26 protein-coding genes are annotated in these 25,032 nt (G+C 67.8%); 16 read left to right on the forward strand and 10 right to left on the reverse strand.

From position 1 onward, the window contains the following. Window positions 1–9: 9 nt before the first annotated feature. The 3 genes from H7H34_RS22260 to H7H34_RS22270 are packed head-to-tail and all read left to right on the forward strand — an operon-like array spanning window position 10 to window position 3,598. Window positions 10–1,566, forward strand: a complete 1,557-nt coding sequence (locus tag H7H34_RS22260) for an ABC transporter ATP-binding protein (RefSeq protein WP_185926784.1) — start codon at window positions 10–12, stop codon at window positions 1,564–1,566. Then, complete coding sequence (locus H7H34_RS22265; protein ID WP_120269852.1) at window positions 1,563–2,657, forward strand: ABC transporter permease; 1,095 nt, start codon at window positions 1,563–1,565, stop codon at window positions 2,655–2,657. The genes H7H34_RS22260 and H7H34_RS22265 overlap by 4 nt, the downstream gene beginning before the upstream one ends. After that, window positions 2,654–3,598 (forward strand): ABC transporter permease, encoded by a 945-nt coding sequence (locus tag H7H34_RS22270; RefSeq protein WP_208979912.1) that lies wholly within the window; start codon window positions 2,654–2,656, stop codon window positions 3,596–3,598. The genes H7H34_RS22265 and H7H34_RS22270 overlap by 4 nt, the downstream gene beginning before the upstream one ends. Before the next feature lie 9 nt (window positions 3,599–3,607). Here H7H34_RS22270 and H7H34_RS22275 read toward each other — a convergent pair whose 3' ends face one another. The 5 genes from H7H34_RS22275 to pcaD are packed head-to-tail and all read right to left on the reverse strand — an operon-like array spanning window position 3,608 to window position 7,468. Continuing rightward, entirely contained in the window at window positions 3,608–4,951 is a 1,344-nt protein-coding gene (locus H7H34_RS22275) for a lyase family protein (protein WP_185926785.1), read from the reverse strand. 36 nt (window positions 4,952–4,987) lie between these two features. Further along, window positions 4,988–5,554, reverse strand: coding sequence for a protocatechuate 3,4-dioxygenase subunit alpha (gene pcaG, locus H7H34_RS22280; protein WP_185926786.1), 567 nt, complete (start codon window positions 5,552–5,554; stop codon window positions 4,988–4,990). Next, the gene (gene pcaH, locus H7H34_RS22285) at window positions 5,554–6,273 is read right to left on the reverse strand and encodes a protocatechuate 3,4-dioxygenase subunit beta (RefSeq protein WP_185926787.1); all 720 of its coding nucleotides are present in this window, start codon (window positions 6,271–6,273) and stop codon (window positions 5,554–5,556) included. Before pcaH ends, pcaG begins: the two co-directional genes overlap by 1 nt. Further along, a complete protein-coding gene (pcaC, locus tag H7H34_RS22290; RefSeq protein WP_185926788.1) occupies window positions 6,270–6,680 on the reverse strand; it encodes a 4-carboxymuconolactone decarboxylase in 411 nt (136 codons plus the stop codon). The genes pcaH and pcaC overlap by 4 nt, the downstream gene beginning before the upstream one ends. After that, window positions 6,677–7,468, reverse strand: coding sequence for a 3-oxoadipate enol-lactonase (pcaD, locus tag H7H34_RS22295; RefSeq protein WP_209006430.1), 792 nt, complete (start codon window positions 7,466–7,468; stop codon window positions 6,677–6,679). Before pcaD ends, pcaC begins: the two co-directional genes overlap by 4 nt. Before the next feature lie 97 nt (window positions 7,469–7,565). Between pcaD and pcaQ the strand changes: the two genes are divergently transcribed. Then, window positions 7,566–8,492 (forward strand): pca operon transcription factor PcaQ, encoded by a 927-nt coding sequence (pcaQ, locus tag H7H34_RS22300; protein WP_185926789.1) that lies wholly within the window; start codon window positions 7,566–7,568, stop codon window positions 8,490–8,492. Window positions 8,493–8,503: 11 nt separating this feature from the next. Here the strand turns inward: pcaQ and H7H34_RS22305 are convergent, their stop codons facing one another. After that, window positions 8,504–9,397, reverse strand: coding sequence for a MurR/RpiR family transcriptional regulator (locus H7H34_RS22305; RefSeq protein ID WP_185926790.1), 894 nt, complete (start codon window positions 9,395–9,397; stop codon window positions 8,504–8,506). A 225-nt stretch (window positions 9,398–9,622) separates the two neighbouring features. Here H7H34_RS22305 and H7H34_RS22310 point away from each other — a divergent pair, with 225 nt between their 5' ends. From H7H34_RS22310 to H7H34_RS22355, 10 genes are all read left to right on the forward strand, one after another. Further along, window positions 9,623–10,390, forward strand: coding sequence for an N-formylglutamate amidohydrolase (locus H7H34_RS22310; RefSeq protein ID WP_185926853.1), 768 nt, complete (start codon window positions 9,623–9,625; stop codon window positions 10,388–10,390). After that, window positions 10,390–10,986, forward strand: a complete 597-nt coding sequence (locus H7H34_RS22315; protein WP_120270194.1) for a TRAP transporter small permease subunit — start codon at window positions 10,390–10,392, stop codon at window positions 10,984–10,986. The genes H7H34_RS22310 and H7H34_RS22315 overlap by 1 nt, the downstream gene beginning before the upstream one ends. Next, complete coding sequence (locus H7H34_RS22320) at window positions 10,986–12,308, forward strand: TRAP transporter large permease (protein ID WP_120269843.1); 1,323 nt, start codon at window positions 10,986–10,988, stop codon at window positions 12,306–12,308. The genes H7H34_RS22315 and H7H34_RS22320 overlap by 1 nt, the downstream gene beginning before the upstream one ends. A gap of 136 nt (window positions 12,309–12,444) precedes the next feature. Further along, window positions 12,445–13,494: a TRAP transporter substrate-binding protein gene (locus tag H7H34_RS22325; protein WP_120269842.1), complete on the forward strand. Its 1,050-nt coding sequence runs from the start codon at window positions 12,445–12,447 to the stop codon at window positions 13,492–13,494. Window positions 13,495–13,587: 93 nt separating this feature from the next. Then, the gene (locus tag H7H34_RS22330) at window positions 13,588–14,955 is read left to right on the forward strand and encodes a glutamine synthetase family protein (RefSeq protein ID WP_185926791.1); all 1,368 of its coding nucleotides are present in this window, start codon (window positions 13,588–13,590) and stop codon (window positions 14,953–14,955) included. Between the two features lie 96 nt (window positions 14,956–15,051). Next, window positions 15,052–16,440, forward strand: coding sequence for an aldehyde dehydrogenase family protein (locus H7H34_RS22335; protein ID WP_120270193.1), 1,389 nt, complete (start codon window positions 15,052–15,054; stop codon window positions 16,438–16,440). A gap of 51 nt (window positions 16,441–16,491) precedes the next feature. Next, window positions 16,492–17,655, forward strand: a complete 1,164-nt coding sequence (locus H7H34_RS22340; protein ID WP_067224850.1) for an iron-containing alcohol dehydrogenase — start codon at window positions 16,492–16,494, stop codon at window positions 17,653–17,655. Window positions 17,656–17,823: 168 nt separating this feature from the next. Continuing rightward, complete coding sequence (gene trpA / locus H7H34_RS22345; RefSeq protein WP_185926792.1) at window positions 17,824–18,654, forward strand: tryptophan synthase subunit alpha; 831 nt, start codon at window positions 17,824–17,826, stop codon at window positions 18,652–18,654. 55 nt (window positions 18,655–18,709) lie between these two features. Next, entirely contained in the window at window positions 18,710–19,702 is a 993-nt protein-coding gene (gene accD / locus H7H34_RS22350) for an acetyl-CoA carboxylase, carboxyltransferase subunit beta (protein ID WP_185926793.1), read from the forward strand. A 120-nt stretch (window positions 19,703–19,822) separates the two neighbouring features. Beyond that, window positions 19,823–21,133 (forward strand): bifunctional folylpolyglutamate synthase/dihydrofolate synthase, encoded by a 1,311-nt coding sequence (locus tag H7H34_RS22355; RefSeq protein ID WP_185926794.1) that lies wholly within the window; start codon window positions 19,823–19,825, stop codon window positions 21,131–21,133. Between the two features lie 9 nt (window positions 21,134–21,142). Here the strand turns inward: H7H34_RS22355 and H7H34_RS22360 are convergent, their stop codons facing one another. After that, window positions 21,143–21,757 (reverse strand): TetR/AcrR family transcriptional regulator, encoded by a 615-nt coding sequence (locus H7H34_RS22360; RefSeq protein ID WP_208986700.1) that lies wholly within the window; start codon window positions 21,755–21,757, stop codon window positions 21,143–21,145. 122 nt (window positions 21,758–21,879) lie between these two features. On the opposite strand from H7H34_RS22360, the gene H7H34_RS22365 reads away from it, so the two are divergent. Both H7H34_RS22365 and grxC read left to right on the forward strand, forming a co-directional pair. Then, on the forward strand, window positions 21,880–22,407 hold the full coding sequence (locus H7H34_RS22365; RefSeq protein ID WP_185926795.1) for a YkgB family protein: 528 nt from the start codon (window positions 21,880–21,882) through the stop codon (window positions 22,405–22,407). Window positions 22,408–22,410: 3 nt separating this feature from the next. Then, complete coding sequence (gene grxC / locus H7H34_RS22370) at window positions 22,411–22,680, forward strand: glutaredoxin 3 (RefSeq protein WP_120269837.1); 270 nt, start codon at window positions 22,411–22,413, stop codon at window positions 22,678–22,680. A 41-nt stretch (window positions 22,681–22,721) separates the two neighbouring features. Here grxC and coaA read toward each other — a convergent pair whose 3' ends face one another. The 3 genes from coaA to hisF form a co-directional block, all read right to left on the reverse strand. Continuing rightward, the gene (gene coaA / locus H7H34_RS22375; RefSeq protein WP_185926796.1) at window positions 22,722–23,687 is read right to left on the reverse strand and encodes a type I pantothenate kinase; all 966 of its coding nucleotides are present in this window, start codon (window positions 23,685–23,687) and stop codon (window positions 22,722–22,724) included. Window positions 23,688–23,794: 107 nt separating this feature from the next. Continuing rightward, window positions 23,795–24,118: a phosphoribosyl-ATP diphosphatase gene (locus H7H34_RS22380; RefSeq protein WP_120269836.1), complete on the reverse strand. Its 324-nt coding sequence runs from the start codon at window positions 24,116–24,118 to the stop codon at window positions 23,795–23,797. A 75-nt stretch (window positions 24,119–24,193) separates the two neighbouring features. Continuing rightward, window positions 24,194–24,973 carry an imidazole glycerol phosphate synthase subunit HisF gene (gene hisF, locus H7H34_RS22385; RefSeq protein ID WP_120269835.1) on the reverse strand — a complete coding sequence of 260 codons (780 nt, stop codon included), beginning with the start codon at window positions 24,971–24,973 and terminating at the stop codon, window positions 24,194–24,196. Between the last annotated feature and the right edge of the window lie 59 nt (window positions 24,974–25,032).

Below are 25,032 nucleotides of genomic sequence, written 5' to 3' on the forward strand. Positions count from 1 at the left end.
GGAGTGGAGATGAGTGACCCGCTGCACGCACGGCCGCACGAGCGCAAGGTCGTGCTGTCGCTTGCCGGCATCACCAAGCGCTTCGGCGCGATGACCGCCAACGAGGCGGTCGATCTTGACCTGCATGCCGGCGAGATCGTCGCGCTGCTCGGCGAGAACGGCGCCGGCAAGACCACGCTAATGAACATCCTGTTCGGCCACTATGTCGCCGACGAGGGGGAGGTGTGCATCGCCGGGCCGGATGGCGGGCTCGTGCCGCTGGAGCCCGGCTCGCCCCATGCGGCGCTCAATGCCGGCATCGGCATGGTGCACCAGCATTTCGCGCTGGCCGAGAATCTCACCGCCTTCGAAAACATCGTGCTCGGCACGAGACCGCTGCTGTCGCCCTCCACCTCCTCGCGCGCCGACCGGCAGCGGCTGGAGGCGTTGATGCGCGACAGCGGGCTGACGGTGGATCTCGACCTTCGCGTCTCGCGCCTGTCGGTCGGCGAGCAGCAGCGGGTGGAAATCCTCAAGGCACTCTATCGCGATGCCCGCGTGCTGGTTCTGGACGAGCCGACTGCCGTGTTGACGCCGCAGGAATCCGAAGGCCTGTTCGCCACCCTGCGACAGCTGGCCGGCAACGGCCTTGCCATCGTCTTCATCTCGCACAAGCTGGCCGAGGTGCTCAGTGCCTCCGACCGGGTGGCGGTGCTGCGCATGGGCCGCAAGGTCGCAGACCTGCCGACTGCCGAGTGCGACCGCCAGAAGCTCGCCGAGCTGATGGTCGGCCATTCGCTCTCCCAGAGCCGGCGAGAGCCGCGCGCCCCCGGCGATGTGCTTCTGGCGCTTGAGGGCGTCTCCGCCGGTACCGGCCGCGAGGCGGTCAGGGACCTGTCGCTGGCCCTGCGGTCGGGAGAAATCCTCGGTGTTGCCGGCGTCTCCGGCAATGGACAGGCGATGTTCGCGCGCCTCGTCTCGGGGCTGGAGCGGGCAACCTCCGGGCGCATCCTGCTCGCCGGAAACGACGTCACGGCACAGGACGCGCGCGCGATGATCGCCGCCGGCATCGCCCGGATTCCGGAGGACCGCCACCGCGATGGCATCGTCGGGGCGATGAGCGTCGCTGAGAACCTGGTGATCGAGGAGATCCGGTCCGCCCGCTACCAACGCTTTGGCTTCCTCGATTTCTCCGCCATCGCCGCCCGCGCCCGCGAGGCGATCACCGCCCACGACATCCGCTGCCGGGGCGGTTCCGCGATCTCGCGGCTGCTGTCCGGCGGCAACATCCAGAAGATCGTGCTGGCCCGCACGCTGGACGCCGAGCCGGCGGTTGTGCTGGCGGCGCAGCCCTCGCGCGGGCTCGACATCGGTGCCACCGGCGAAGTGCATCGCCGCCTGCTCGCCGCCCGCGCCCGCGGGGCCGGCGTCATCCTGATTTCCGAGGATCTCGACGAGCTCTTCGCCCTGTCCGACCGCATCGCGGTGATCCATCGCGGCCAGCTGAGCGCGGCACGCGATGCCGACGAGCTCGATCGCGCCACCGTCGGCCTGATGATGGCCGGCCACGCGGAGGAGGCCGCATGATCCGCTTCGAACCGCGCGAGACCGTCTCGCCTGTCCTGCGCGCCGGCGTACCGGTTGCCGCGGCGCTGGCCGCCCTGGCGCTGGCGGCCCTGCCGATCATGGCGGCCGGCGCGCCTGTGCTGCAGGCCTATGTGCTGATGGCAAAAGGCGCCTTCGGGTCGTTCTTCGCCGTTTCCGAGTTGCTGTCGCGGGCGACCCCGCTGATTCTGACCGGCCTGGCCGCTGCCCTCGCCTTCCGGGCGCGGCTGTGGAACATCGGTGGCGAAGGGCAGCTCTATGCCGGCGCGCTGGCGGCCGTTGCCGTCGGCTCCGGCGCGATCTCCGCTCCGCCGGCGGTGATGATCCCGCTTGTGCTGCTGGCCGGTGCGATGGCCGGGGCGATGATGATGCTGGTCCCGGCTCTGTTGAAGTTAAGGCTCGGCGCCGACGAGGTGGTCACCACCCTGCTGCTCAACTTCGTTGTGGTGCTCTTCGTCCAGATGATGCTGGAAGGGCCAATGAAGGATCCGATGGGCATGGGCTGGCCGCAATCCGAGCCGATGGCGGACGCGGCGATGCTGCCCAAGCTGTTCGACCGCATGCGCGTCCATGCCGGACTGATCGTCGCGCTCGTTGCCGCACTGCTGGCCCATATCCTGCTGGCGCGCACGGTCTGGGGCTTCGAGATCCGTGCCGTCGGCGAAAACCAGGAAGCAGCCCGCCATGCCGGCATCCCGGTCACCGCGACCTTCGTCCGCGTCGCTCTCCTCAGCGGCGCGCTTGCCGGGCTTGCCGGCGTCGGCGAGGTGGCCGGCCTCAAGGGCTATCTCACCGCCGACCTGTCGCCCGGCTTCGGCTATGCCGGCATTGTCGTTGCCATGCTGGCCGGCCTGTCGCCGCTCGGCGTCGTGGTCGCGGCGCTGTTCATCGCCGGCGTCTTCGTCGGTGCCGACAGCATGAGCCGGGCCATCGGCGTTTCCAACTATCTGGCCGACCTGGTGGTCGCCACATCGCTGATCGCGGTGCTCGTCTCCGGCCTCTTCGTGCGCTTCCGCGTGCGGCTGGTCGGACCGGGGCGCAAGGCATCCGCCGGCAAGGACACCGGGGCATGATGGAAATCCTCGACATCCTCGTTTCGGCGAATTTCTGGGCGGCGGCGCTGCGGATCGCCACGCCGCTGATCTTCGGTGTGCTCGGCGCGCTCCTGTGCGAGCGTGCCGGCGTCCTCAATCTCGGCATCGAGGGCATCTTCACTGCCGGGGCCATGGCCGGCTGGATGGCCGCCTGGCTCGGTGCCGGCCTGTGGGGCGGCGTGCTGGTTGCCGCGCTCGCCGGTGCCAGCTTCGGCCTGCTGCATGCAGTGCTCACCGTGCCGCTGGGCCTGTCCCAGCACGTCTCGGGCATCGGAGTGACGCTGTTCGCCACCAGTCTCAGCTATTACGCCTATCGCACGGCGCTGCCGGACGTCACCTCGCCGCCGCGCATCACCGCCTTCCAGCCGCTCGATATCCCGGTCCTGTCCGACCTGCCCTTCCTCGGTACGGTGCTGTTCCAGCAGACGGCGCTGACCATGCTGGCGCTGGCGATGGTCGTGGTGGTCGGCTTCGTGCTCTACCGCACGCCGCTCGGCCTTGCGATCCGCGCTGTCGGCGACAATCCGGCGGCGGTGGAGGCGCAGGGCCTGTCGGTGATGGTGCTGCGCATGGGCACGGTGGTCGCCGGCTCCGCGCTGATGGCGCTGGGCGGGGCGTTCCTGACCATGTCCGCCTTCGACGCGTTCTTCTTCGGCATGGTCAACGGGCGCGGCTGGATCTGCATCGCGCTCACCGTCTTCGCCTCCTGGCGCCCCGGCAAGGCGCTGATCGGCGCGCTGCTGTTCGGTGCGTTCGACGCCTTCCAGGTGCGGCTGCAGACCGAGGTCGGTGCCTTCGTGCCCGGTCAGGTGTTCCTGATGCTGCCCTACCTGCTGTCGATCCTGGCGCTGGTCATGGTCGCCCGCAAGGCGGACTACCCGCGCGCGATGCTGAAGCCCTATTTCAAGGGCCAGCGCTAGGCGAGACCGTCAGTCGCCGTGCGCGAGCGCGGCGATCTCGGCCAGCATCTCGTCGGTCATCGCCGCGGCCGCGCCCGAAATGGACGACGGGTCGGCCAGCGCCTGCCAGTCGAGCGGCGCATCGCTCAGCTTCGACAGCGCCTCTGCCAGCGTGCCGCCCTCGGCGCGCACCAGGCCGGCAGCCTTCTTCACCAGATCCTGCGCAGCCGCGCGGCCGACATGGGCCAGCAGGGCGAAGGAAAAGCGCTCGGCGAGCGACAGCCCGCCGCCGCCGGTGGCGGTCGCCGCCATCCGCGTGGCATCGGCCTCCATGCCGGGGGCAAGCGCGCATGCATGGCGCAGAGCCGCCCCGGTTGCCAGCATCACCTGGGGCAGAACCAGCCACTCGCCCATCCAGGCGGCGCCGTCCCGCTCCTCGCGGTGCAGGGCATCGGCGGAAAGCGCGGCCGCCTGTGCTGCGGCAAAGCGTGCGAGCGCCACCAGCGCCTCGGCCCGGACCGGGTTCTGCTTCTGCGGCATGGTCGAGGAACCGCCGGCCTCGGCAAGCCGGATCTCGCCGACTTCCGAACGGGCGAGCAGGATCACGTCCTCGCCGATCTTGCCGAGCGCCAGCGCGATCTCGCTCGCCTCCCGGGCGATCCGGCGCAGCGGCTCGCGATCGGTCATCCAGGGAAGGGAGGGCACAAGGCCGAGCTCGCGGGCAAGGGCACCGGCCAGCTCCGCGGCGCGTCCCGGCACGTCCATCGCGCCGAGATCGCCGGAGGCTCCGCCGAGCTGCACGACCAGCGCCTCGCGCCGCAGCCGGGCAAGGCGCCGCCGCGCCTTTGCCAGCGGCAGGGTCCAGATCGCGACCCGCAGGCCGAAGCTGACGGGCGTCGCGATCTGGCCGCGCGTGCGGCCGGCCATCGGCGTTGCCCGGTGCCGGGTAGCCAGCGCGGAAAGCTGCGCCACGATGTCTGCAAGCCGCGCCTCGAACAGCGCAAGCGTGCGGGCGAGACGCAGCATCAGGCCGGTATCGACGATGTCCTGCGAGGTCGCGCCGAAATGCAGGTAGTCGGCCGCCGGCCGCGACAGCTTCTGCCGCAGGGCCGCCACCAGCGCGGGTACCGGGACGCCGGCCGCGGCCGTTCCGGCGGCAAGCTCCGCAGATGTCGGCAGGAGGCCGGAGAGCTCCCGGTCGATGGCGTCGGCTGCGGCTTGGGGGATCAGGCCGGCGCTTCCCTGAAGGCGGGCGAGCGCCCGCTCCACCTCCACCATCGCGGCGATCTCCGCCTCGGCCGAGAACAGGGCTGCGGTTTCGTCGTCGCCGAACAAGCCGGCAAGGAGCGGCGAAACGAGGGGGATGTCGGCCATGATACGCCTGTCCTGTCGCCCGGTGGCTGCCGGGGCTCAGATGTCGAAGAACACCGTTTCGTTTTCGCCCTGCAGGCGGATGTCGAAGCGGTAGAGCGGCAGTCCGTCCTGGGTCTTGCCGTCCTCGGTGGCGATCAGCGTTGCCACCGCCTCCGGCTCGAGACGGCGCATGTCGGGATCCTTGGCCAGCGCCTCGCGATCTTCCGGAAAATACATGCGCGTGTGCAGGTGGATGTTGATGCCGCGGGCGAAGATCAGCACGGCCACATGCGGGGCGTGGCCCTCGGCATGCCGGCCCGGCCGCACGGTCCTGAATCGGAAGGTGCCGGTATCGAAATCCGTCGTCGCGCGGGCGAAGAGGCCATATTCGCCGATCCGGCCCATGCCGTCCGCCTGCCAGATCTCCAGCATCGCATCGCGCACCGGAGCGCCCGAGCCGTCGCGCACCAGCCCCTCGATGACGATGGCCTCGCCGGTGTTGCTCTCGATCACCGGCCCGGGCTGGTTCGGCAGCGCCGGTCGGCCGATCGCCTGGGGCGCGGTGCCGATATGGACGTAAGGTCCTGCCGTCTGGGAGGGGGTTTCCTTCAGCCGGTCGTTCATCACAGGCCCTCCGTCCGGTTCTCGAAATGGGTTTGCCGCCGTCCGCGCAGCACGATGTCGAACCGGTAGGCGAGGCAGTCGAACGGCTCCTGGTTGCGCAGGTCGAGCCGCGCCACCAGTCGGTCGACCGCGTCTTTGTCCGGGATCGTGTTGACGATCGGGCACAGCGGGATCAGCGGGTCGCCTTCGAAATAGAGCTGGGTGATCAGCCGCTGGCTGAAGGCCTCGCCGAACACCGAAAGGTGGATATGCGCGGGCCGCCAGTCGGAGCCGTTGTTCGGCCACGGATAGGGGCCCGGCTTGATGGTGCGGAACAGGTAGCGCCCGTCGGCATCGCTGACGCAGCGCCCGCAGCCGGAGAAATTCGGGTCGAGCGGCGCCAGGTAGCCGTCGCGCACATGGGCGTAGCGGCCGGCCGCATTGGCCTGCCAGACTTCGATCAGCGCGTTCGGCACCGGTCGGGCGTTCTCGTCGAGCACCCGTCCGAAGACGTAGATGCGCTCTCCGAGCGCGTCGCCGGTGGTTGCCGCATTGCGGATCAGGTCATGGTCGTGCGGCCCCAGCGGCGTATGGCCGAGCGCCGGCCCGGTCTGCTCCAGGCTGGTCTGCTCGAGTGCATGCAGTGGGCGGACCGGCGCGCGCAGGACGGTGCTCTTGTAGCCCGGCGACAGCGGCAGCGGTTGCTGCGAGCGGTCGCGCCGGTAGAAGGCGGTGGTCACGGCTTGTCTCCTCCCGGCCCGTCTTGGGGCGTCTCGATTTCGGCGAAGGCGGCACGGGCGATGCGGATCGCCCGGTTTGCGGCCGGTACGCCGGCATAGATTGCCACATGCAGCAAGGCTTCGCAGATATCTTCGCGGCTTGCGCCGGTGCGTGCGGTGGCCCGGCAATGCATCGCCAGTTCCTCGTCATGGCCGAGCGCGGCGAGCAGCGCGATGGTGATCATCGAGCGCTCCCGCCGGCTGATCGTGTCGCGCGCCCAGACCCCGCCCCAGGCGCCCCGGGTGATCAGGTCCTGGAACGGTCCGTCGAACGCATCGCGGGCGGCCTCGGCGCGCGCCACATGCGCCTCGCCCAGAACGGCCTTGCGAGTCGCCATGCCCGCCTCGAAGGGATCCTGTCCGCTCATGCTGTCACGCGCTCCACCAGAGTGCTGATCAGGTCCGCCACTCTGTCCGGCACCTCGATGCAGGGCAGGTGGCCGACGCCGGCGATTTCCTCGCATGTTGCGCCGGGAATCGTGGCGGCAAGCGCACGCAGAGTCTCGGGCGGCGTCGCGCTGTCCTCGCTGCCGGCGATGCACAGGGTCGGGACCGCGATGCTGCCCGCGCGGTCGCGGTAGTCGGCATCGCGAATGGCGCTGCCGAGCGCGATGTAGCTGTCGGCCGGCGTGTGCACGAGCATCGTCCGCCAGCGCAGCAGCTCGGCCGGGCGCCCCTCGCGGAAGGCGCGGGAGAACCAGCGCTCCATCGTCGCATCGCCGATGGCATCCATGCCGCCTGCGCGGATCGCCTCGGCGCGGCCGTTCCAGATCTCGGGCGTACCGATCTTCATGCCGGTATTGGACAGGACCAGTCCGGCGACGCGGTCGCCGTGGCGGATCGCCACCGACTGCGCGATCAGCCCGCCGACCGACAGGCCGACGATCACCGCCTTTTCGATGCCGTAGCTGTCGAGCAGCGCGACCAGATCGTCGCCATGGTCGTCGATGCTCATGCCGATGCCGCCCGGCGACAGTCCGTGCCCGGCCGTGTCGTAGCGCAGCAGGCCCCAATCGTCCGGCAGACGCGCGAGGAGATCGTCCCAGATGCGGAAGTCGGTTCCGAGCGAATTGGAAAAGGCAAGGACGGGAGCTGTCCCGCGTCCCGGCCGGAAGGCCGCGTTGAGAATGCGCCCGTGTCGTGAGACCGCCTGCACGATCCGTCCTCCCTGGCTCTGTGGAGCTTCAGGATGGACGCGGCAATTGGTAATGTAAAATGAGAATTTTGCCGTTTTGTATAACCGGAGATGCGAAATGCCAGTCGGAGCAGGGATCAAGCTGCGCCATCTGCAGGCCTTTCTGGAGGTGGCACGGCTGCGCAGCCTGACGGAGGCGGCGAGCGCCCTGAACGTGACCCAGCCGGCCGTTTCCAAGACGCTGAAGGAGCTGGAGGCGCTCGTCGGCGTCAGCCTGATGGAGCGGGGGCGTTCGGGGGTGACGCTGACGGCGGAAGGCGAGATCTTCCGCCACTATGCCGGCCTGTCGGTCGCCGCGCTGGGCGAAGGGCTCGACGGCATCGACCAAGTGCGCATGGGCTCGGAGCGGCAGCTGCGCATCGGCGCCCTGCCGAGCGTTGCGGCCAGCATCGTGCCGCTGGCTGCCGGGCGCTACCTGGAGCGTGGGCGCGGGGCCACGCTCGATATCGTCACCGGGCCGAACGGCCATCTCCTCGACCAGCTGCGGACCGGGGCGCTGGACGTGGTGATCGGGCGGCTCGGCCAGCCGGACGCCATGCAGGGGCTTGCCTTCCAGCAGCTCTACAGCGAGCAGGTGGTGCTGGCCGTGCGTCCCGGCCATCCGTTGATCAGCGACCCGGACCTTGCCCGCCTGCCCGAGTTTCCGGTGCTCTATCCGAACCGCAGCGCGGCGATCCGGCCGTTGGTGGAACGGTTGATGGTGGCCAACGGCATTGGCCGCCTGCCCCGCCGGATCGAGACGGTGTCGAACGCCTTCGGCCGGGCCTTCACCCGTTCCAGCGAGGCGGTATGGATCATCTCCAACGGCGTCGTCGCCAACGACCTTGCCGAGGGGCAGTTGGTGGCCCTTGCCGTCGATACCCGGATCACGCTGGGGCCGGTCGGCATCTCGACCCGCGCCGCGGAGGCGCATACGCCCGACCTGCTCCTGTTCATGGCCGCCATGCGCGAGGCGGTCGACCAGCGCGGCCTTGCGCGGGGCTGATCCGCAGCCTGTCAGCCGGCCGTCGGCGGCTCGTTCTTGGGCGGGCCGGCCCGCTTGCCGTCTTCCTCGTCGCGATAGGCCTCCAGCGCCGACATGCGCCGTTCGCTGCGCTCGGGATCGCGCGCGGTGACGCCGGCAACCAGCGTTTCGGCGATCACCATCAGGGCGGCGGAGGAATCCCAGGGCGAGGGCACGGAGATGCGGGCGGGCAGCACATGGGTCGCGACGCTGGCGATCGGCGACAGCCAGCTGTCCGTGATCAGCACCACCGTTGCCCCGCGCTTGGCCGCCGCCGTGGCCATGCGGACCAGGTCGGCCTGATAGCGGCGGATGTCGAAGACCACCAGCACGTCGCGCCGTCCGATATCCAGCAGGGCATCACGCCAGTTACCCTCCTGACCGGCCATGTGCATGACGCCGGAGCGCAGGATCCGCAGATGCGCGGCCATGTAGCGGGCCAGCGCGTCGGTGAAGCGGCCGCCCAGCAGGTAGATTGTGCGGCGCTCGTCGGACAGGAGCGAGACGACGGCCTCCAGCTCGGCCGCCGGCAGATGGCGGAAGGTCTCGCCGATATTGGCGCGAACCGCCTCCGCCACGGCGCCGATGCCGGCTGCGGTGGCCGCGCCGCCCGCCTGGGTGCCGTCCTTGGCCTTGGCCAGCGGCGATTTCAGCTGGTCCTCCAGCTCCGTGCGCAGCCTGGTCTGGAGCGCCGCATAGGTGCCGCAGCCCATCCGCGCGGCAAAGCGCAGGATCGTCGGCGAGCTGACGCCGGCCGCGCTGGCGAACTGCGCGACGGTGCCCAGTCCCAGCACCGGGTAGTTGGCGAGCAGGGCGAGAGCTGCGCGGCGCTCCGTCGCAGTGCACTCGCCGAGTCTTTCGCGGATTTCTTCGGCAAGGGATGTCATGGTCTTGAGGCCGCCTCCCCGGCCGGGTTCCGCGTCGCCGGGCGGACGCTTTCGCAAACCCGATTGACATCGGTCTCGCGCATGTATCAAATCATACAGAAGGCGGGATTAAACGCAATTTTGTAACAAATAAAACAGCGTTTGCGACTTTCCGCCAAGGCAACCGGCTGGGGGACAGGGATGGAGCCGACAGCGGCACGCGACGGCGAGCTATTACCCGGCGACATGTCGCAGGCGGAAACGGTCGTGGTCGCGGAAAATGCCGGCGGCCGCGGCAAGATCGTCCTTCTATGCGACCACGCCTCGCGGCGGCTGCCGCCCGAATACGGCGATCTCGGCCTGGACGAGGCGGCGCGGCGCGCCCACATCGCCTGGGATCCCGGTGCGCTCGGTGTCTCGCGACATCTGTCGCGGCGGTTCGATGCGCCTCTCGTCTATCCCGACCTGTCGCGGCTTGTTCTCGACTGCAACCGCGATATCGCAGCCCACGACCTGATTCCGGCGATCAGCGAGACGACCGAGATCCCCGGCAATCGCGACCTGGGCGCGGCCGAGCGGGCCCGTCGCATCGCCCTTGCCCACACGCCTTTCCATTCCCGTATCGAAACGCTGCTCGACGCGCGCGCGGCCGCCGGCCTCGACAGCATCGTCGTCTCGGTTCACAGCTTCACGCCGCTCTACAAGGGCTTCGACCGCCCCTGGCCCGTCGGCATCCTGTCCAATCGCGACCGCAGGGTCGCCGAGGCGATGCTGGCCGATCTTGCGGCACAGGGCATCGTCGATCTCGGCGACAACGAGCCCTATGCGCCGGGCGACGGGGTCTACTACACGGTCGGCCGCCACGGCGAGGCGCGGGGCCTGCCCTGCGTGATGATCGAGGTGCGCAACGACGAGATCGCGGACGACGCCGGCGAAAGCCTGTGGGCCGACCGGCTCGGCCGTGCGCTCGATGCCGCGCTGGCGCAGCTCGCGGCGGAAGGGAGGTCCGGATGATGACCTCCCTGATGCGCGGCTATGTGAGGGTCGTCGACGCGATCAACTACCGCCTTGGGCGGGTGGTGATGTACGGCCTCTTCGTCATGGTCGCCGTGCTGTTGTGGTCGTCGATCTCCAAGACCTTCTTCCTGCCGTCCCTGTGGACGCTGGAGGTCGCCCAGTTCGCGATGGTCGCCTACTACATTCTCGGCGGGCCCTATTCGATCCAGCTCGGCTCGAACGTGCGCATGGACCTCTTCTATGCCGGCTGGTCCGTGAAGAAGAAGGCCTGGTTCGACGCGTTCACGGTGCTGGTTCTGATCTTCTATCTCGGCGTCCTGCTTTATGGCGGCGTCGGATCGACCGCCTATTCTCTGGGCCATTTCGGTACCGAGCCCTTCGTCTTCCTGAAGGATCTGGCCGTCGCCTTCATCACCGGCGGCCCTGACGCTGCGGCCGAGGTGATCGGCCATGTCGAGCGCAGCCCGACCGCCTGGCGGCCGGTGATCTGGCCGATCAAGGCGATCATGTGCCTGGGCTTCCTCTTGATGCTGCTGCAGGCCGTCTCCGAGCTCATCAAGGACATCGCGCGCATCCGCGGAGAGGAAATCTGATGTCCTATGAGATGATCGCGCTGCTGATGTTCTCGTCGATGATGCTGATGCTGCTGACCGGTCAGCGCGTTTTCGGTGCCATCGGCGGCGTGGCGGCCGTCGCGGCGCTGGCGCTGTGGGGCACCGGCGGGTCCGACATTCCCTTCGCCTCGGCCATGAAGCTGATGAAGTGGTACCCGCTTCTCACCCTGCCGATGTTCATCTTCATGGGCTATGTCCTGTCGGAATCGAAGATCGCCGACGACCTCTACAAGATGTTCCATGTGTGGATGGGGCCGGTCTCCGGCGGTCTCGCCATCGGCACGATCGGACTGATGGTGCTGGTCTCGGCGATGAACGGCCTGTCCGTCGCCGGCATGGCCATCGGCGCCACCATCGCCCTGCCCGAGCTGCTGCGCCGCGGCTACGACAAGCGCATGGTCACCGGCGTCATCCAGGCCGGATCCTCGCTCGGCATTTTGGTGCCGCCGTCGGTGGTGCTGGTGCTGTACGCAATGATTGCGCGCCAGCCGGTCGGCCAGCTCTGGCTCGCCGGTGTGGTGCCGGGTCTGATGATGGCGACGATGTTCGTCGTCTACATCTATGTCCGCTGCCGTATCACGCCCTCGCTCGGCCCGGTCCTGCCGGTGGACGAGCGCAACGTGTCGGGTGCTGAAAAGATGCGCCTGCTCGGCGCCGGCATCCTGCCGCTGGTGATCTTCGCGGCGATGATGGTGCCCTTCGTCAACGGCTGGACCTCGCTGGTCGAGAGCTCCGCGATCGGCGCCATGACCGCGTTCGTCGCCGCCGTGCTCAAGCGCCGGATGACCTGGAAGGTGTTCGAGACCTGCCTGCGCCAGACGCTCGCGATCTCCTGCATGTTCATGTGGATCATTCTTGCCGCGCTCGGCTTCGGCGCCGTGTTCGACGGTCTCGGCGCGGTCAAGGCGATCGAGACCCTCTTCACCGAAAGGCTCGGCCTGTCGCCCTGGATGATCCTGATCCTGATGCAGGTGTCCTTCCTGGTGATGGGCACCTTCCTCGACGACACGGCGATGCTGGTGATCGTCGCGCCGCTCTACGTGCCGCTGGTCGCCGCGCTCGGCTTCGACCTCGTGTGGTACGGCGTGCTCTACACGGTCACCACCCAGATCGCCTACATGACCCCGCCCTTCGGCTACAATCTGTTCCTGATGCGGGCGATGGCGCCTCCGGAAATCACCATGCGGGACATCTACGGCTCGATCGCGCCCTTCGTGCTGGTCATGATCCTCGCATTGGCATTGATAATGGTCTTCCCGCAGATCGCCCTGTGGCTGCCCGACTACATCTACGGCCGCTGATCCGGAAGATCAGACGAAATCCCTCACCACCGCAACACAAGGAGCTTCACCACCGGACACCGAACGCCGCGCCACCACAACAATCAGAAAGGGCGCGCTCTTGCATCTCTTCAACGAATCCAAAGGGGAATGAGACATGACCAACAGACGCGACTTTCTGAAGAAGGCAGGCCTTGGCACCGTCGCCGCTGCCGGCGCCTCGACGCTGGCCGCTCCTGCCGTGCTCGGCCAGGCGCCGATCAAGTGGCGGTTGCAGACCTATGCGGGCGCCGCGCTCGCCGAGCACGTGATCAAGCCGCATATCGACGCCTTCAACAAGGCGGCCAACGGCCAGATGGAGATCGAGCTGTTCTTCGCCGATCAGCTGGTGCCGACGGGCGAGCTGTTCCGCGCCATGCAGCGCGGCACCATCGACGCGGTGCAGTCGGATGACGATTCCATGGCCTCGCCGACGGAAGTGACCGTGTTCGGCGGCTACTTCCCCTTCGCCAGCCGCTACTCGCTGGATGTGCCGGTGCTGTTCAACCAGTACGGCCTGAAGGAGATCTGGGAAGAGGAATACGCCAAGGTCGGCGTCAAGCACATCTCCGCTGGCGCCTGGGATCCGTGCCACTTCGCCACCAAGGACCCGATCCGCAGCCTTGCCGACCTGAAGGGCAAGCGCGTCTTCACCTTCCCGACCGCGGGCCGCTTCCTGGCCCAGTTCGGCGTGGTGCCGGTGACGCTGCCCTGGGAGGATATCGAGGTCGCGGTGCAGACCGGCGAACTCGACGGCGTCGCCTGGTCGGGCATCACCGAGGACTACACGGTCGGCTGGGCCGACGTGACCAACTACTTCCTGACCAACAACATCTCCGGCGCCTGGGCCGGCTCGTTCTTTGCCAACATGGACAAGTGGAATGAGCTGCCGGACCATCTCAAGACCATGCTGCAGCTGGCCATGGATGCGTCCCACTATTACCGCCAGTGGTGGTACTGGGGCGGCGAGGCGAGCCTTCGCGTCAACGGCACCAAGATGGAGCTGACCTCGATTCCGGACGCCGAGTGGGCTACCGTCGAGGAGGCTGCCGTCAAGTTCTGGGACGAGATTGCGGCAGAGTCCGAGATCAAGGCGAAGGTCGTGGAGATCTTCAAGAAGTACAATTCCGACATGCAGAAGGCCGGGCGGCCCTACCGCTACACCTGATGCCGGCGGGCCGGGGCGGCGTTGGTCGCCCCGGCCTTCCTTTCCCGACCGCGCCCGCGCTTTCGCCCCGCTTAACCGACAATGATGGTTCCAATGGCTGGCAATCTTTCTTTCGACGCTCTCAAGGCCGCCGTCGCCGACGGCGCCATCGACACGGTGCTGGTCTGCGCCGTCGACATGCAGGGCCGCCTGATGGGCAAGCGCTTTCATGCGCGCAACTTCATCGAGCATTCCTTCGAGGAGACCCATTGCTGCAACTACCTGCTGGCGACGGACCTCGAGATGTACACTGTCGAAGGCTATGCATCGACCAGCTGGGCCGGCGGCTACGGCGACTATGTGATGAAGCCGGACCTGTCGACCCTGCGTCCCGTGCCCTGGCTGGACGGCACGGCGATGGTACTGTGCGATGTTCTCGACCATCACCATCACGAGGCGGTGCCGCATTCGCCGCGCGCGCTGCTGAAGGGCCAGATCGCCCGTCTCGATGCCATGGGCCTCGAGGCCAAGATGGCGACGGAGCTGGAGTTCTTCCTGTTCGAGAAGAGCTTCGACGATATCCGCCGCTCGGGCTTCCGCGATCTGGAACCGATCTCGGCCTATAACGAGGACTACCACATCCTCCAGACCACCAAGGAAGAGGAGGTGATGCGCCCGATCCGCAATCACCTTTATGCCGCGGGCATTCCGGTGGAGAATTCCAAGGGCGAGGCCGAGGCCGGCCAGGAGGAGCTGAACATCCGCTATGCGGATCCGCTCGGCTGCGCCGATCACCACACCATAGCCAAGCATGCCACCAAGGAGATCGCCTGGCAGCACGGCCGCGCGGTGACCTTCATGCCGAAATGGCATCATGCCCGCGTCGGTTCCTCGTCCCATGTGCATCAGTCGCTGTGGAACAAGGACGGCTCCAGCGCCTTTTTCGATCCGGATGCGCAGCACGGCATGTCCCAGCTGATGCATCACTACATGGCCGGCCTGATCCGGTACGCTTCGGATTACACCTGGTTCCTGGCGCCCTATGTGAACAGCTACAAGCGCTTCCAGAAGGGCACCTTCGCGCCGACCAAGACCGCATGGTCGGTCGACAACCGCACCGCCGGCTTCCGGTTGTGCGGCGAGGGCACGAAGGGTGTGCGCGTCGAATGCCGCATCGGCGGCTCGGACCTCAACCCTTATCTGGCCCTGGCCGCGCAGCTTGCGGCCGGCATTCGGGGCATCGAGGAGAAACTGGAGCTTGAGGCGCCGGTGACCGGCGATCTCTACCAGTCGCGGAGGCTGAAGGAGATCCCGCGCACCCTGCGCGCGGCGACCGAGACCCTGCGCAAGTCGAAGATGCTGCGCGAGGCCTTCGGCGATGCGGTGATCGACCACTACGTCCGCGCGGCGGAATGGGAGCAGGAAGAATTCGACCGCGTGGTCACCGACTACGAACTGGCCCGCGGCTTCGAGCGCAGTTGAGGATTTCGGCCCGCCGCAGCGGGCCGGATCCACTTGGAATATCTTGCAAACATGCAGAGGCAGGCCGCCAGCGCGGACCTGCCCGAAAGGTGTGACATGTCCGACGTGATCAAGCTGATTTCCCCGGTCGACGGCTCCGTCTATGCCGAGCGTCCCGTGGCGAGTGCTGCCGAGATCGACCAGGCTGTGGCCGAGGCCCGCGCCGCGCAGGCCGCCTGGGCGGCCACCCCGCTGTCCGAGCGCTGCTCGGCTGTGCTGGCCGCCGTTGCCGCGCTCGAGGCGATGAACGACGAGATCGTGCCCGAGCTGGCCTGGCAGATGGGCCGGCCGGTGCGCTATGGCGGCGAGAAGGGCGGCACGCGCGAGCGCACCGACTACATGGTCAAGATCGCCGAGGAGTCGCTCCGGGCCCGCCACCACACGGACCGTCCGGGCTTCACCCGCTACGTGCGGCCGGAGCCGCTCGGCATCGTCATGGTCATCGCACCGTGGAACTACCCGTTCATGACCGCGATCAACACCATCGTCCCGGCGCTGATCGCCGGCAATGTGGTGATCCTCAAGCACGCGGCGCAGACGCTGCTGGTCGGCGAGCGGCTCGACAAGGCGTTCAAGGCGGCGGGCCTGCCCAAGGGCGTCTTCCGCAACATCGTGCTGAACCACGGCCAGACCGAGGCGCTGCTCGGTTCGGGCCGCATCGACCATATCAACTTCACCGGCTCGGTCGCCGGCGGCCGCGCCATCGAGAAGGCGGCGGCCGGAACCTTCGCCACGCTCGGCCTGGAGCTCGGCGGCAAGGACCCGGCCTATGTCCGCGAGGACGCCGACGTCGCCTTCGCGGTCGAGAACCTGGCCGATGGCGCCTTCTACAATTCCGGTCAGTGCTGCTGCGGTATCGAGCGCGTCTATGTGCACGAGAAGCACTATGACGCGGTGGTCGAGGGTCTGGCGGCAGCAGCCTCCGCCTACACGCTCGGCAATCCGCTCGACGAGGCGACGACGCTCGGCCCGATGGCGCAGGCGCGCTTTGCCGCCCATGTGCGCGAGCAGACCGCCGAGGCCCTGCGCAAGGGCGCCAAGGCCCTGGTCGACCGCGCCCGCTTCCCTCAGGACAAGGAAGGCACGCCCTACCTGATGCCGCAGGTGCTGGTCGACGTCGATCACCAGATGTCGGTGATGCGCGAGGAGAGCTTCGGCCCGGTTGTCGGCGTGATGAAGGTGCGCTCCGACGAGGAGGCCATCGCGCTGATGAACGACAGCCCCTACGGCTTGACCGCCTCGATCTGGACCGCCGACGAGGAGGCCGCCATCGCCATCGGCGACCGCGTGGAGACCGGTACGATCTTCATGAACCGCTGCGACTATCTCGACCCGGCGCTGGTGTGGACCGGCGTCAAGGACACCGGCAAGGGCGCGGCCCTGTCGGAAATCGGATACCTGTCGCTGACGCGGCCGAAGTCCTTCCACCTGCGCGCCCGCTCGTAACGGCGCGCAGCCATCTCCGCTTCGCATTCCTTCCTGTCAGGATCTGAGGACATGACCACCACCCCGTCCGCCAACTGGAACTATCCGACCTCCGTGCGCTTCGGCGCCGGGCGCATCAAGGAGCTCGGCAAATGTGCCGCCCTGCTCGGCATGAAGCGGCCGCTCCTCGTCACGGACCCGGGCCTTGCCCGCCTGCCGATGACCGCCAACGCACTGGAACTGCTGCGCCAGGCCGGCCTGGAGCCGGACATCTTCAGCGACATCAAGCCGAACCCGACCGCGTCCAATGTCGAAGCGGGCGTTGCCGCCTACCGCGCCGGCGGTCATGACGGCGTCATCGCCTTCGGCGGCGGCTCCGGTCTCGATGCGGGCAAGGTCATCGCCTTCATGGCCGGCCAGACCCGGCCGATGTGGGATTTCGAGGATATCGGCGACTGGTGGACCCGCGCCGATCCGGACGGCATCGCGCCGATCCTCGCCGTCCCGACCACGGCCGGCACCGGTTCCGAGGTTGGGCGCGCCGGCGTCATCACCAACGAGGAAACCCACACCAAGAAGGTCATCTTCCATCCGAAGATGCTGCCGGGCATCGTCATCTGCGATCCCGAGCTGACCGTGGGCATGCCGCGCTACTTCACCGTCGGCACCGGCATGGACGCCCTCGCCCACTGCCTGGAGGCCTATTCCTCCACCTTCTACCACCCGATGGGCGATGGCATTGCGGTCGAGGGCATGCGCCTCGTCTTCGAGAACCTGAAGCGCGTCGCCGAAACGCCGGATGATCTCGTTGCGCGCGGCCACATGATGTCGGCCGCCGCAATGGGCGCGGTCGCCTTCCAGAAGGGCCTCGGCGCCATCCATGCGCTTTCCCATCCGGTCGGCGCCCTCTACGACACCCATCATGGCATGACCAACGCGGTCTTCATGCCCTATGTGCTCGACTTCAACCGCTCGGCCATCGCCACCAAGATCGACCGGCTCGCCGGTTATCTCGGTATCTCCGGCGGCTTCGACGGCTTCCTGCAGGCGGTGCTCGACCTGCGCACTGCGCTCGATGTGCCGCATACGCTGGACGGTCTGAAGGTCGACGGCGCCAAGGCCGCGAAGATCGCCGAAATGGCCATCGTCGATCCGACCGCCGGCGGCAATCCGATCGAGCTGACCCTCGAGGGTGCAGCCGAGATCTTCGACGCGGCACTCACCGGCCGCCTCTGAGGCAGGCGTCGGCGGTTGCCGACGCTTCGCCAATTGACAGGGGGGTACTCCGCCCCCTACATCCCCACTGGCTTTCGCGGGCAGGAATGGCCTGCGAAAGCCGCGAGCGGCCGGCCTCGACGGCAGGCCGACGCCGGCAGGACAGATGACAGGGTGGGACCGGGCAAGATGAGTGACACGCGGATCGACCGCCGCTTCGCGGCATTGCAGGCGGCGAACCGTCCGGCGCTGGTGACCTTCGTTACCGCTGGCGACCCGGACCTTGCCACCTCCCAGGCGATCCTCGATGCGCTGCCGGCCGCGGGCGCCGACGTCATCGAGCTCGGCATGCCCTTCTCCGATCCCATGGCCGAAGGCATTCCCGTGCAGCTCGCCAACCAGCGCGCGCTGGCTGCCGGGCAGACCATGGACAAGACGCTGGACATGGTGCGTGCCTTCCGCCGCCACGACCAGGACACGCCCATCGTGCTGATGGGCTACTACAATCCGATCTACGTGCGTGATCCCGCCGTTTTCGTCAAAACGGCGGTCGAGGCGGGCGTCGACGGGCTGATCATCGTCGATATCCCGCCGGAGGCCGACGACGAGCTCTGCCTGCCGGCCATGGCCGCCGGCCTCAATTTCATCCGCCTGACCACGCCGACGACTGACGACAAGCGGCTGCCGGCCGTTCTCGCCAACACGTCGGGTTTCGTTTATTACGTATCGGTGACCGGCATCACCGGTGCCACCATCGCCAACCGCGATCGGGTGACCGAGGCGGTCCGCCGCATCAAGCGCCATACCGCGCTGCCCGTGGCGGTCGGCTTCGGCGTCAAGACGGTGGAGGATGCCGAGGTGATCGGTCGCGACGCCGATGGCGTCGTCGTCGGATCGGTGCTGGTGGAAGCGGTGCGCACGAGCCTCGACGGCGAGGGCCGGGCGACGGATGCGACGGTCGAGGCTGTGGCCTCGGTGGTGCGTTCGCTCGCCGAGGGTGTTGCCCGGGCCCGCGGCTGAGCCGCATCGGCCGCATGACGGCCGGGAACATGCAAGACAACGGACGGTATCTGCCTTGAACTGGATCAACAACGTCGTTCGCCCGAAGATTCGTGGCCTGCTGCAGAAGCGGGACGTGCCGGAGAACCTCTGGATCAAGTGCCCCGAGACCGGCGAGATGGTCTTCCATCGCGATCTCGAGGCGAACCAGTGGGTGGTGCCGAATTCCGGCCACCACATGCGGATTTCCGGCACCCGGCGGCTCGAGCTGTTTTTCGACGGCGGCACCTTCGAGAAAGTGAAGACGCCCGAGGTCGTGGCCGACCCGCTGAAGTTCCGCGACGAGAAGCGTTATACCGACCGCCTGCGCGATGCGCGGGCCAAGACCGGGCTCGACGACGCCGTGACGGTTGCGACCGGCAAGCTGCGCGGCATGGACATGACCGCCGCCGTGCAGGACTTCGCCTTCATGGGCGGCTCGCTGGGCATGGCCGCCGGCGAGGCGGTGCTGACCGGCATGCAGACGGCCGTTGCGCGCAAAACGCCCTTCGTGCTCTTCGTCGCCTCGGGCGGTGCGCGCATGCAGGAAGGCATCCTGTCCTTGATGCAGATGCCGCGCACCACCGTCGGCGTGCAGATGCTGCGGGATGCGGGCCTGCCCTACATCGTCGTCTTCACCAATCCGACGACCGGCGGCGTGACCGCGTCCTACGCGATGCTGGGCGATGTGCACATGGCCGAGCCGGGTGCGCTGATCGGCTTTGCCGGTCCCCGCGTCATCGAGCAGACCATCCGCGAGAAGCTCCCCGAGGGCTTCCAGCGCTCCGAGTACCTGCTCGAGCACGGCATGGTCGACATGGTCGTGCATCGCCACAAGCTGCCGGAGACCATCGCCCGCGTCTGCTCGATTCTGATGAAGGCCGAGGTCAGCCTGCCGGACGAGGAAGAGCTGATGACGCCGCCGCGCGAAGCCGACGAGGCCAAGGTCTCGCCGGAGCTCGCCCAGGGCCGGGAAACCTCTGCGGTCGCCGACAGCGGCAGCCGCGAGGCCGACGGCGAGAGCCGCTGACGGGGCTGTCGCAGGCGCGACACGGGCGGACGCAGCAACGCTTGCCGCGTCCGCGCATGATCCCGTAACCATGATGGCTGCTGCAGCCGCGGACCTTCCCGCGGCAGGACGGGCAGGACAATGGACCAGGTAACAGCGATCCTCGACCGACTTCTGGCGCTGCACCCGCGCGAGATCGACCTGTCGCTCGGCCGCATGGAGCGTCTGCTCGATGCGCTGGGGCGGCCGCAGGACCGTCTGCCGCCGCTCGTCCACATTGCCGGCACCAACGGCAAGGGCTCTACCACCGCCTTCATGCGAGCGATCCTGGAGGCCGCGGGCCTCAAGGTCCATGTCTACACCTCCCCGCATCTGGTGTCCTTCAACGAGCGCATCCGCCTTGCCGGCCGCATCGTTTCCGACGCGCGGCTGATCGAGGCGCTGGACACCTGCGAGCAGGCCAATGCGGGTGCGGAGATAACCTTCTTCGAGGTCACCACTGCCGCAGCCCTGCTGCTCTTTGCCGAGGAGCCGGCGGATGTGCTGCTGCTCGAGGTCGGCCTTGGCGGCCGGCTCGACGCCACGAATGTCGTCGATGCCCCGCTGGCCGCCACGATCACGCCGCTGTCGATGGATCATGAGCGCTATCTCGGCGAGACGCTGGCGGACATCGCGGCGGAAAAGGCCGGTATCCTCAAGCGCGGCTGCCCGGCGGTGATCGCCCAGCAGCCGGACGACGCGCTGGACGTGATTTCGCGCATTGCCGCCCGCCTGGGGGCCCCGCTCCAGGTCTTCGGGCAGGATTTCACTGCCTTTGAGGAAAACGGCCGTCTCGTCTACCAGGACGAGGAGGGGTTGATGGACCTGCCGCTGCCGCGACTGTTCGGCCGGCACCAGATCGTCAACGCGGCCATGGCCATCGCCTCGCTGCGTGCCGCCGGCCGCTTGCCGGCGCCCGAGGCCATCGAGGCCGGGCTCCTGTCGGTCGACTGGCCGGGCCGCATGCAGCCGCTGACGGAAGGTCCGCTCCTCGAGCTGTGCCCGCCGGGCAGCGAGCTCTGGCTCGACGGCGGCCATAATCCGGGGGCCGGCATCACCATCGCGGAAGTGATGGCGGAGCAGGAAGAGCGCCGGCCGCGGCCGCTCTATCTCGTCTCGGGCATGCTCAAGACCAAGGATCCGGTTGGCTTCTTCCGCCCGTTTGCAGGGCTTGCGCGCGAGGTCGCCTGCGTGCCGCTGACCACCACCGATGCCGGGCGCGACCCGTCCTGCCTTGCGGGCTCCGCGCGCGAGGCCGGTCTTGCGGCCGAGGCCTATGCCTCGCTTGTCGACGCGCTTGCCCATGTGCGAAAGCAGGCTGCCGCCGACGACGTGCCGCCGCGCATCCTGATCTGCGGGTCGCTCTATCTCGCCGGAGAGGTCCTGGCCCGCAACGGCATGAAGCCGGTCTAGGGTTTTCAGCTAGTTCCCGGATCCTGCGGTCGCCAACCGGGCAAGGTTGGCCATCGCTGCGTCGCGCGCGCCTTCCATCCGCTCGCGCCCCGCTCCGCTGCGCGCCATGACCCGCAGTCCCACATAGACCGACAGCAGCATCGTCGCCGTCGACTGGATCTCCGGCGGCGCAAGCTGTGGTGCGAGTGCCGCGACCGCCTCCGCAAGTGCCCGTTCCAGCTTGTCGAAGCCGCGCGACACCATCGCCTGTGTTTCGGCGTCCTCGCTCGCCTTGTCTGCCGAGGCGTTGCAGAGAAAGCAGCCGCGCCGGTCTCCCTGGCTCCAGGCCGCATCGATCGGGACGGAGAGGAAGGCAGAGACTCCCTCCATCGGCGCGACCGCCCGCAGATCGTCTGCCGCGCCATCGACAACCAGGGCTTCGTAGCGGGCAATTGCCTTCAGATACATGGCGTGCTTGTCGCCGAAAGCGGCGTAGAGGCTGCCCTTTCGCAGGTCGGTTGCCTGCATGATGTCGCGCAGGGATGTCCCTTCGTAACCATGCTCCCAGAACAGCGACATGATCTTCAGCAGGATTTCGTCCTCGTCGAACTCCCGGGGTCTGCCCATCGCGGTGGTGTCGCGCATTCGTGATTTCCTGTTTGTTGACCGATTGGTCACAAAGTCACATGTTCACCGCAGCCGACCCGCGTCGCAGTTTCGCGGCCATAAAATGACCTATCGGTCAAAAAATAGAAAGGAACGACGAGATGTCCAACAGCACTTTATCCCATGAGACGGTTCCCGGCGCTGCCGGAGCGGGCGAAACGATCGGCCGCATCGGCCATGCCGGACTTCGGGTCTCCCTGGTGCTGGTCCTCGGCTGGATCGGCGCGATGAAGTTCACTGCCTACGAAGCGGGTGCCATCCAGGGGCTGGTGTCGTCGAGCCCCTTCATCAGCTGGCTGAACAGCATTCTCGGTGTCCAGGGCGTGTCGAACCTGATCGGAACGATCGAGATTCTGACCGCATTGGCGCTGGTTCTCGGCATCTGGTCCGCCCGCATCGGCGCGCTTGGGGCCCTGATGGCTGCCTCAACCTTCGCGCTGACGCTGACTTTCCTGTTCAGCGCGCCCGGCTGGGAGCCGAGCCTTGGCGGCTTTCCCGCCCTGTCGGTCGTGCCGGGCCAGTTTCTGCTGAAGGACGCGGTCTTGCTGGCCGGCGCCCTGGTTCTGCTGGGTGAAGCGCTGCAGCGTCTGGCCTGGACCGGTGCGGCCGGTCCGCTTGCGAGGACCTGATCCATGGCCGATATCACGATCTACACCAAGAGCTACTGCCCCTATTGCCGGGCCGCCAAGGCCCTGCTTCGGGAGCAAGGCGCCCGTTTCAAGGAAATCGAGATCTCCGACGAGGAGGCTTTGCGCCGTGAGATGATCGCCCGGTCCGGACGCCACACCGTGCCGCAGATCTTCATAGGCCGGCGACATGTCGGCGGTCATGACGACCTCGTCGCGCTGCATCGCCGCGGCGGCCTGAAGCCCCTGCTCCTGCAGGCGCAGGCGGCGGGCTGAACAAGGTTCCGGAGCGGCCCTTTGCCGGGCGGCTCCGGCCCCTAGAGCTTGCGCAGCCGCACCTCGTTGATCGCGTGGGTATCGGCCTTGCGCAGGATCAGGTCGGCGCGCGGTCGCGTCGGCAGGATGTTTTCCCGCAGGTTCACGAGGTTGATCTCGTTCCACAGGCCTTCGGCGATGGCCAGCGCCTCGTTGTCGCCCACCTTGGAATACTTGTTGAAGTAGGAGCCGGGATCGCGGAAGGCGGTCTCGCGCAGCCGCATGAAGCGCGACACGTACCACTCGTGCAGCACGTCCTCCTCCGCGTCGATATAGATCGAGAAGTCGAAGAAGTCGGAGACGAAGGGCACTTCCTTGCCGTCGCGCGGCAGGTTGGTCGTCTGCAGGACGTTCAGCCCCTCGAGGATCAGGATGTCCGGGCGGTCGACCGTGACGAACTGCCCCGGCATCACGTCGTAGTAGAAGTGGGAATAGACCGGTGCGCGCACATGCCGCCGCCCCGCCTTCAGATCCGACAGGAACTTCAGCAGCGTCGCGCGGTCGTAGCTTTCTGGAAAGCCCTTGCGCCGCATCAGGCCTTCCGCTTCCAGCACGGCGTTGGGATAGAGAAAGCCGTCGGTGGTGACGAGATCGACCTTCGGGCTTGCCGGCCAGCGGGCCAGCAGCGCCTGCAACAGGCGCGCCGTCGTCGACTTGCCGACCGCGACCGAGCCGGCGATGCCGATGACGAAGGGGTTCTTGACGTCGTTTCGACCGAGAAAGCGCGAGGTGGCGCGGTGCAGCTGCTGGGTCGCCTCCACGTAATAGGCAAGCAGCCGCGACAGCGGCAGCAGGATCGATTCCACCTGGCCGATGGAGACCGGGTCGTTGAGCGACTGCAGGCGCCGGACCTCCGTCGCCGTCAGCGTCATCGGGGTGTCGGCCCTGAGCTTTGCCCATTCTGCCTCGGTAAAGACCCGGTAGGGCGACAGATCGTCCTCAGTGAACCTGTTGAGGCTGTGTTCCATGGCGACCATGCAATCCTCGATCCCGCCGGATGTCCGGCCGTTCGCTCGGGAGGCCCGGGGATGATCCCGCGGGTCGCGCCGGGCAGTCCGTCGCAAGGCCCGTCCCGTCAGTCGGGCTTCCGCGACGCCTTCTCCTCCAGGCCCGTCTGCGCCGTGCGGCGCTCCAGCTCTGCCATCACGTCGGCCAGCGGCACGTCGCGCGCCTTGAGCAGCACCAGGAGGTGGTAGAGCAGGTCGGCGGCCTCGCCGGTCAGCTCGCGCGCATCGCCTGCCACGGCCGCGATCGCGGTTTCCACCGCCTCCTCGCCCACCTTCTGGGCGATCTTCGCCGTGCCCTTGCCCATCAGCTTGCGGGTGTAGGAGCTCTCGTCCTCGCTCCGGGCACGCGCCGCGATGATGCGGTCAAGGTCGGTCAGTGTGAAGCCGGTCATTGGTCGGACGTCTCCTGCGGCCCTGCGCCGCCCGGCTGGGGCTTTGCATGCGGGCCGGTGTGGCGGGCCAGGGTATCAGGCCGCGTCGAGCCGCATGGGGATGCCGGCCCGGGCCATGTGTTCCTTGGCCTCGCGGATCGTGTGGGTTCCGAAATGGAAGATCGAAGCGGCGAGCACCGCCGTCGCATGTCCGTCTCGCACGCCCTCGACCAGATGGTCGAGCGTGCCGACGCCGCCGGACGCGATCACCGGCACCGGCACCGCATCGGCGATGGCGCGGGTCAGCGCCAGGTTGAAGCCTGTCCGGGTGCCGTCGCGGTCCATCGAGGTGACCAGCAGCTCGCCGGCGCCCAGCTCCACCGCCTTGCGGGCGAACTCGACGGCGTCGATGCCGGTCGGCTCGCGCCCGCCATGGGTAAAGATCTCGAAGCGCTCAGCCTCTCCGGGCGCGTTGACCTGCTTGGCGTCGATGGACACGACAATGCACTGGGCGCCGAACTTTTCGGCCGCCTCGCGGATGAAATCGGGGTTCTTCACCGCCGCCGTGTTGATCGACACCTTGTCGGCGCCGGCCACCAGCAGCTTGCGGATGTCCTCGACCCGGCGCACGCCGCCGCCCACGGTCAGCGGCATGAAACAGGCCTCGGCCGTCCGCCGCACCACGTCGAAGATCGTGTCGCGGTTCTCGTGACTTGCGGTGATGTCGAGGAAACAGAGCTCGTCCGCGCCGGCCGCATCATAGGCCTTCGCAGCCTCCACCGGATCGCCGGCATCGACCAGATTGACGAAGTTCACGCCCTTGACGACGCGGCCGTCCTTGACGTCCAGACAGGGAATGACACGTGCTTTCAGCATGTTAGGCGATTACCCGACGTATTTCGCGGTCGCAGCATACAGCTCCCGTACCGCCCTGC

Source organism: Stappia sp. 28M-7 (genome assembly GCF_014252955.1).
Taxonomy (GTDB): domain Bacteria; phylum Pseudomonadota; class Alphaproteobacteria; order Rhizobiales; family Stappiaceae; genus Stappia.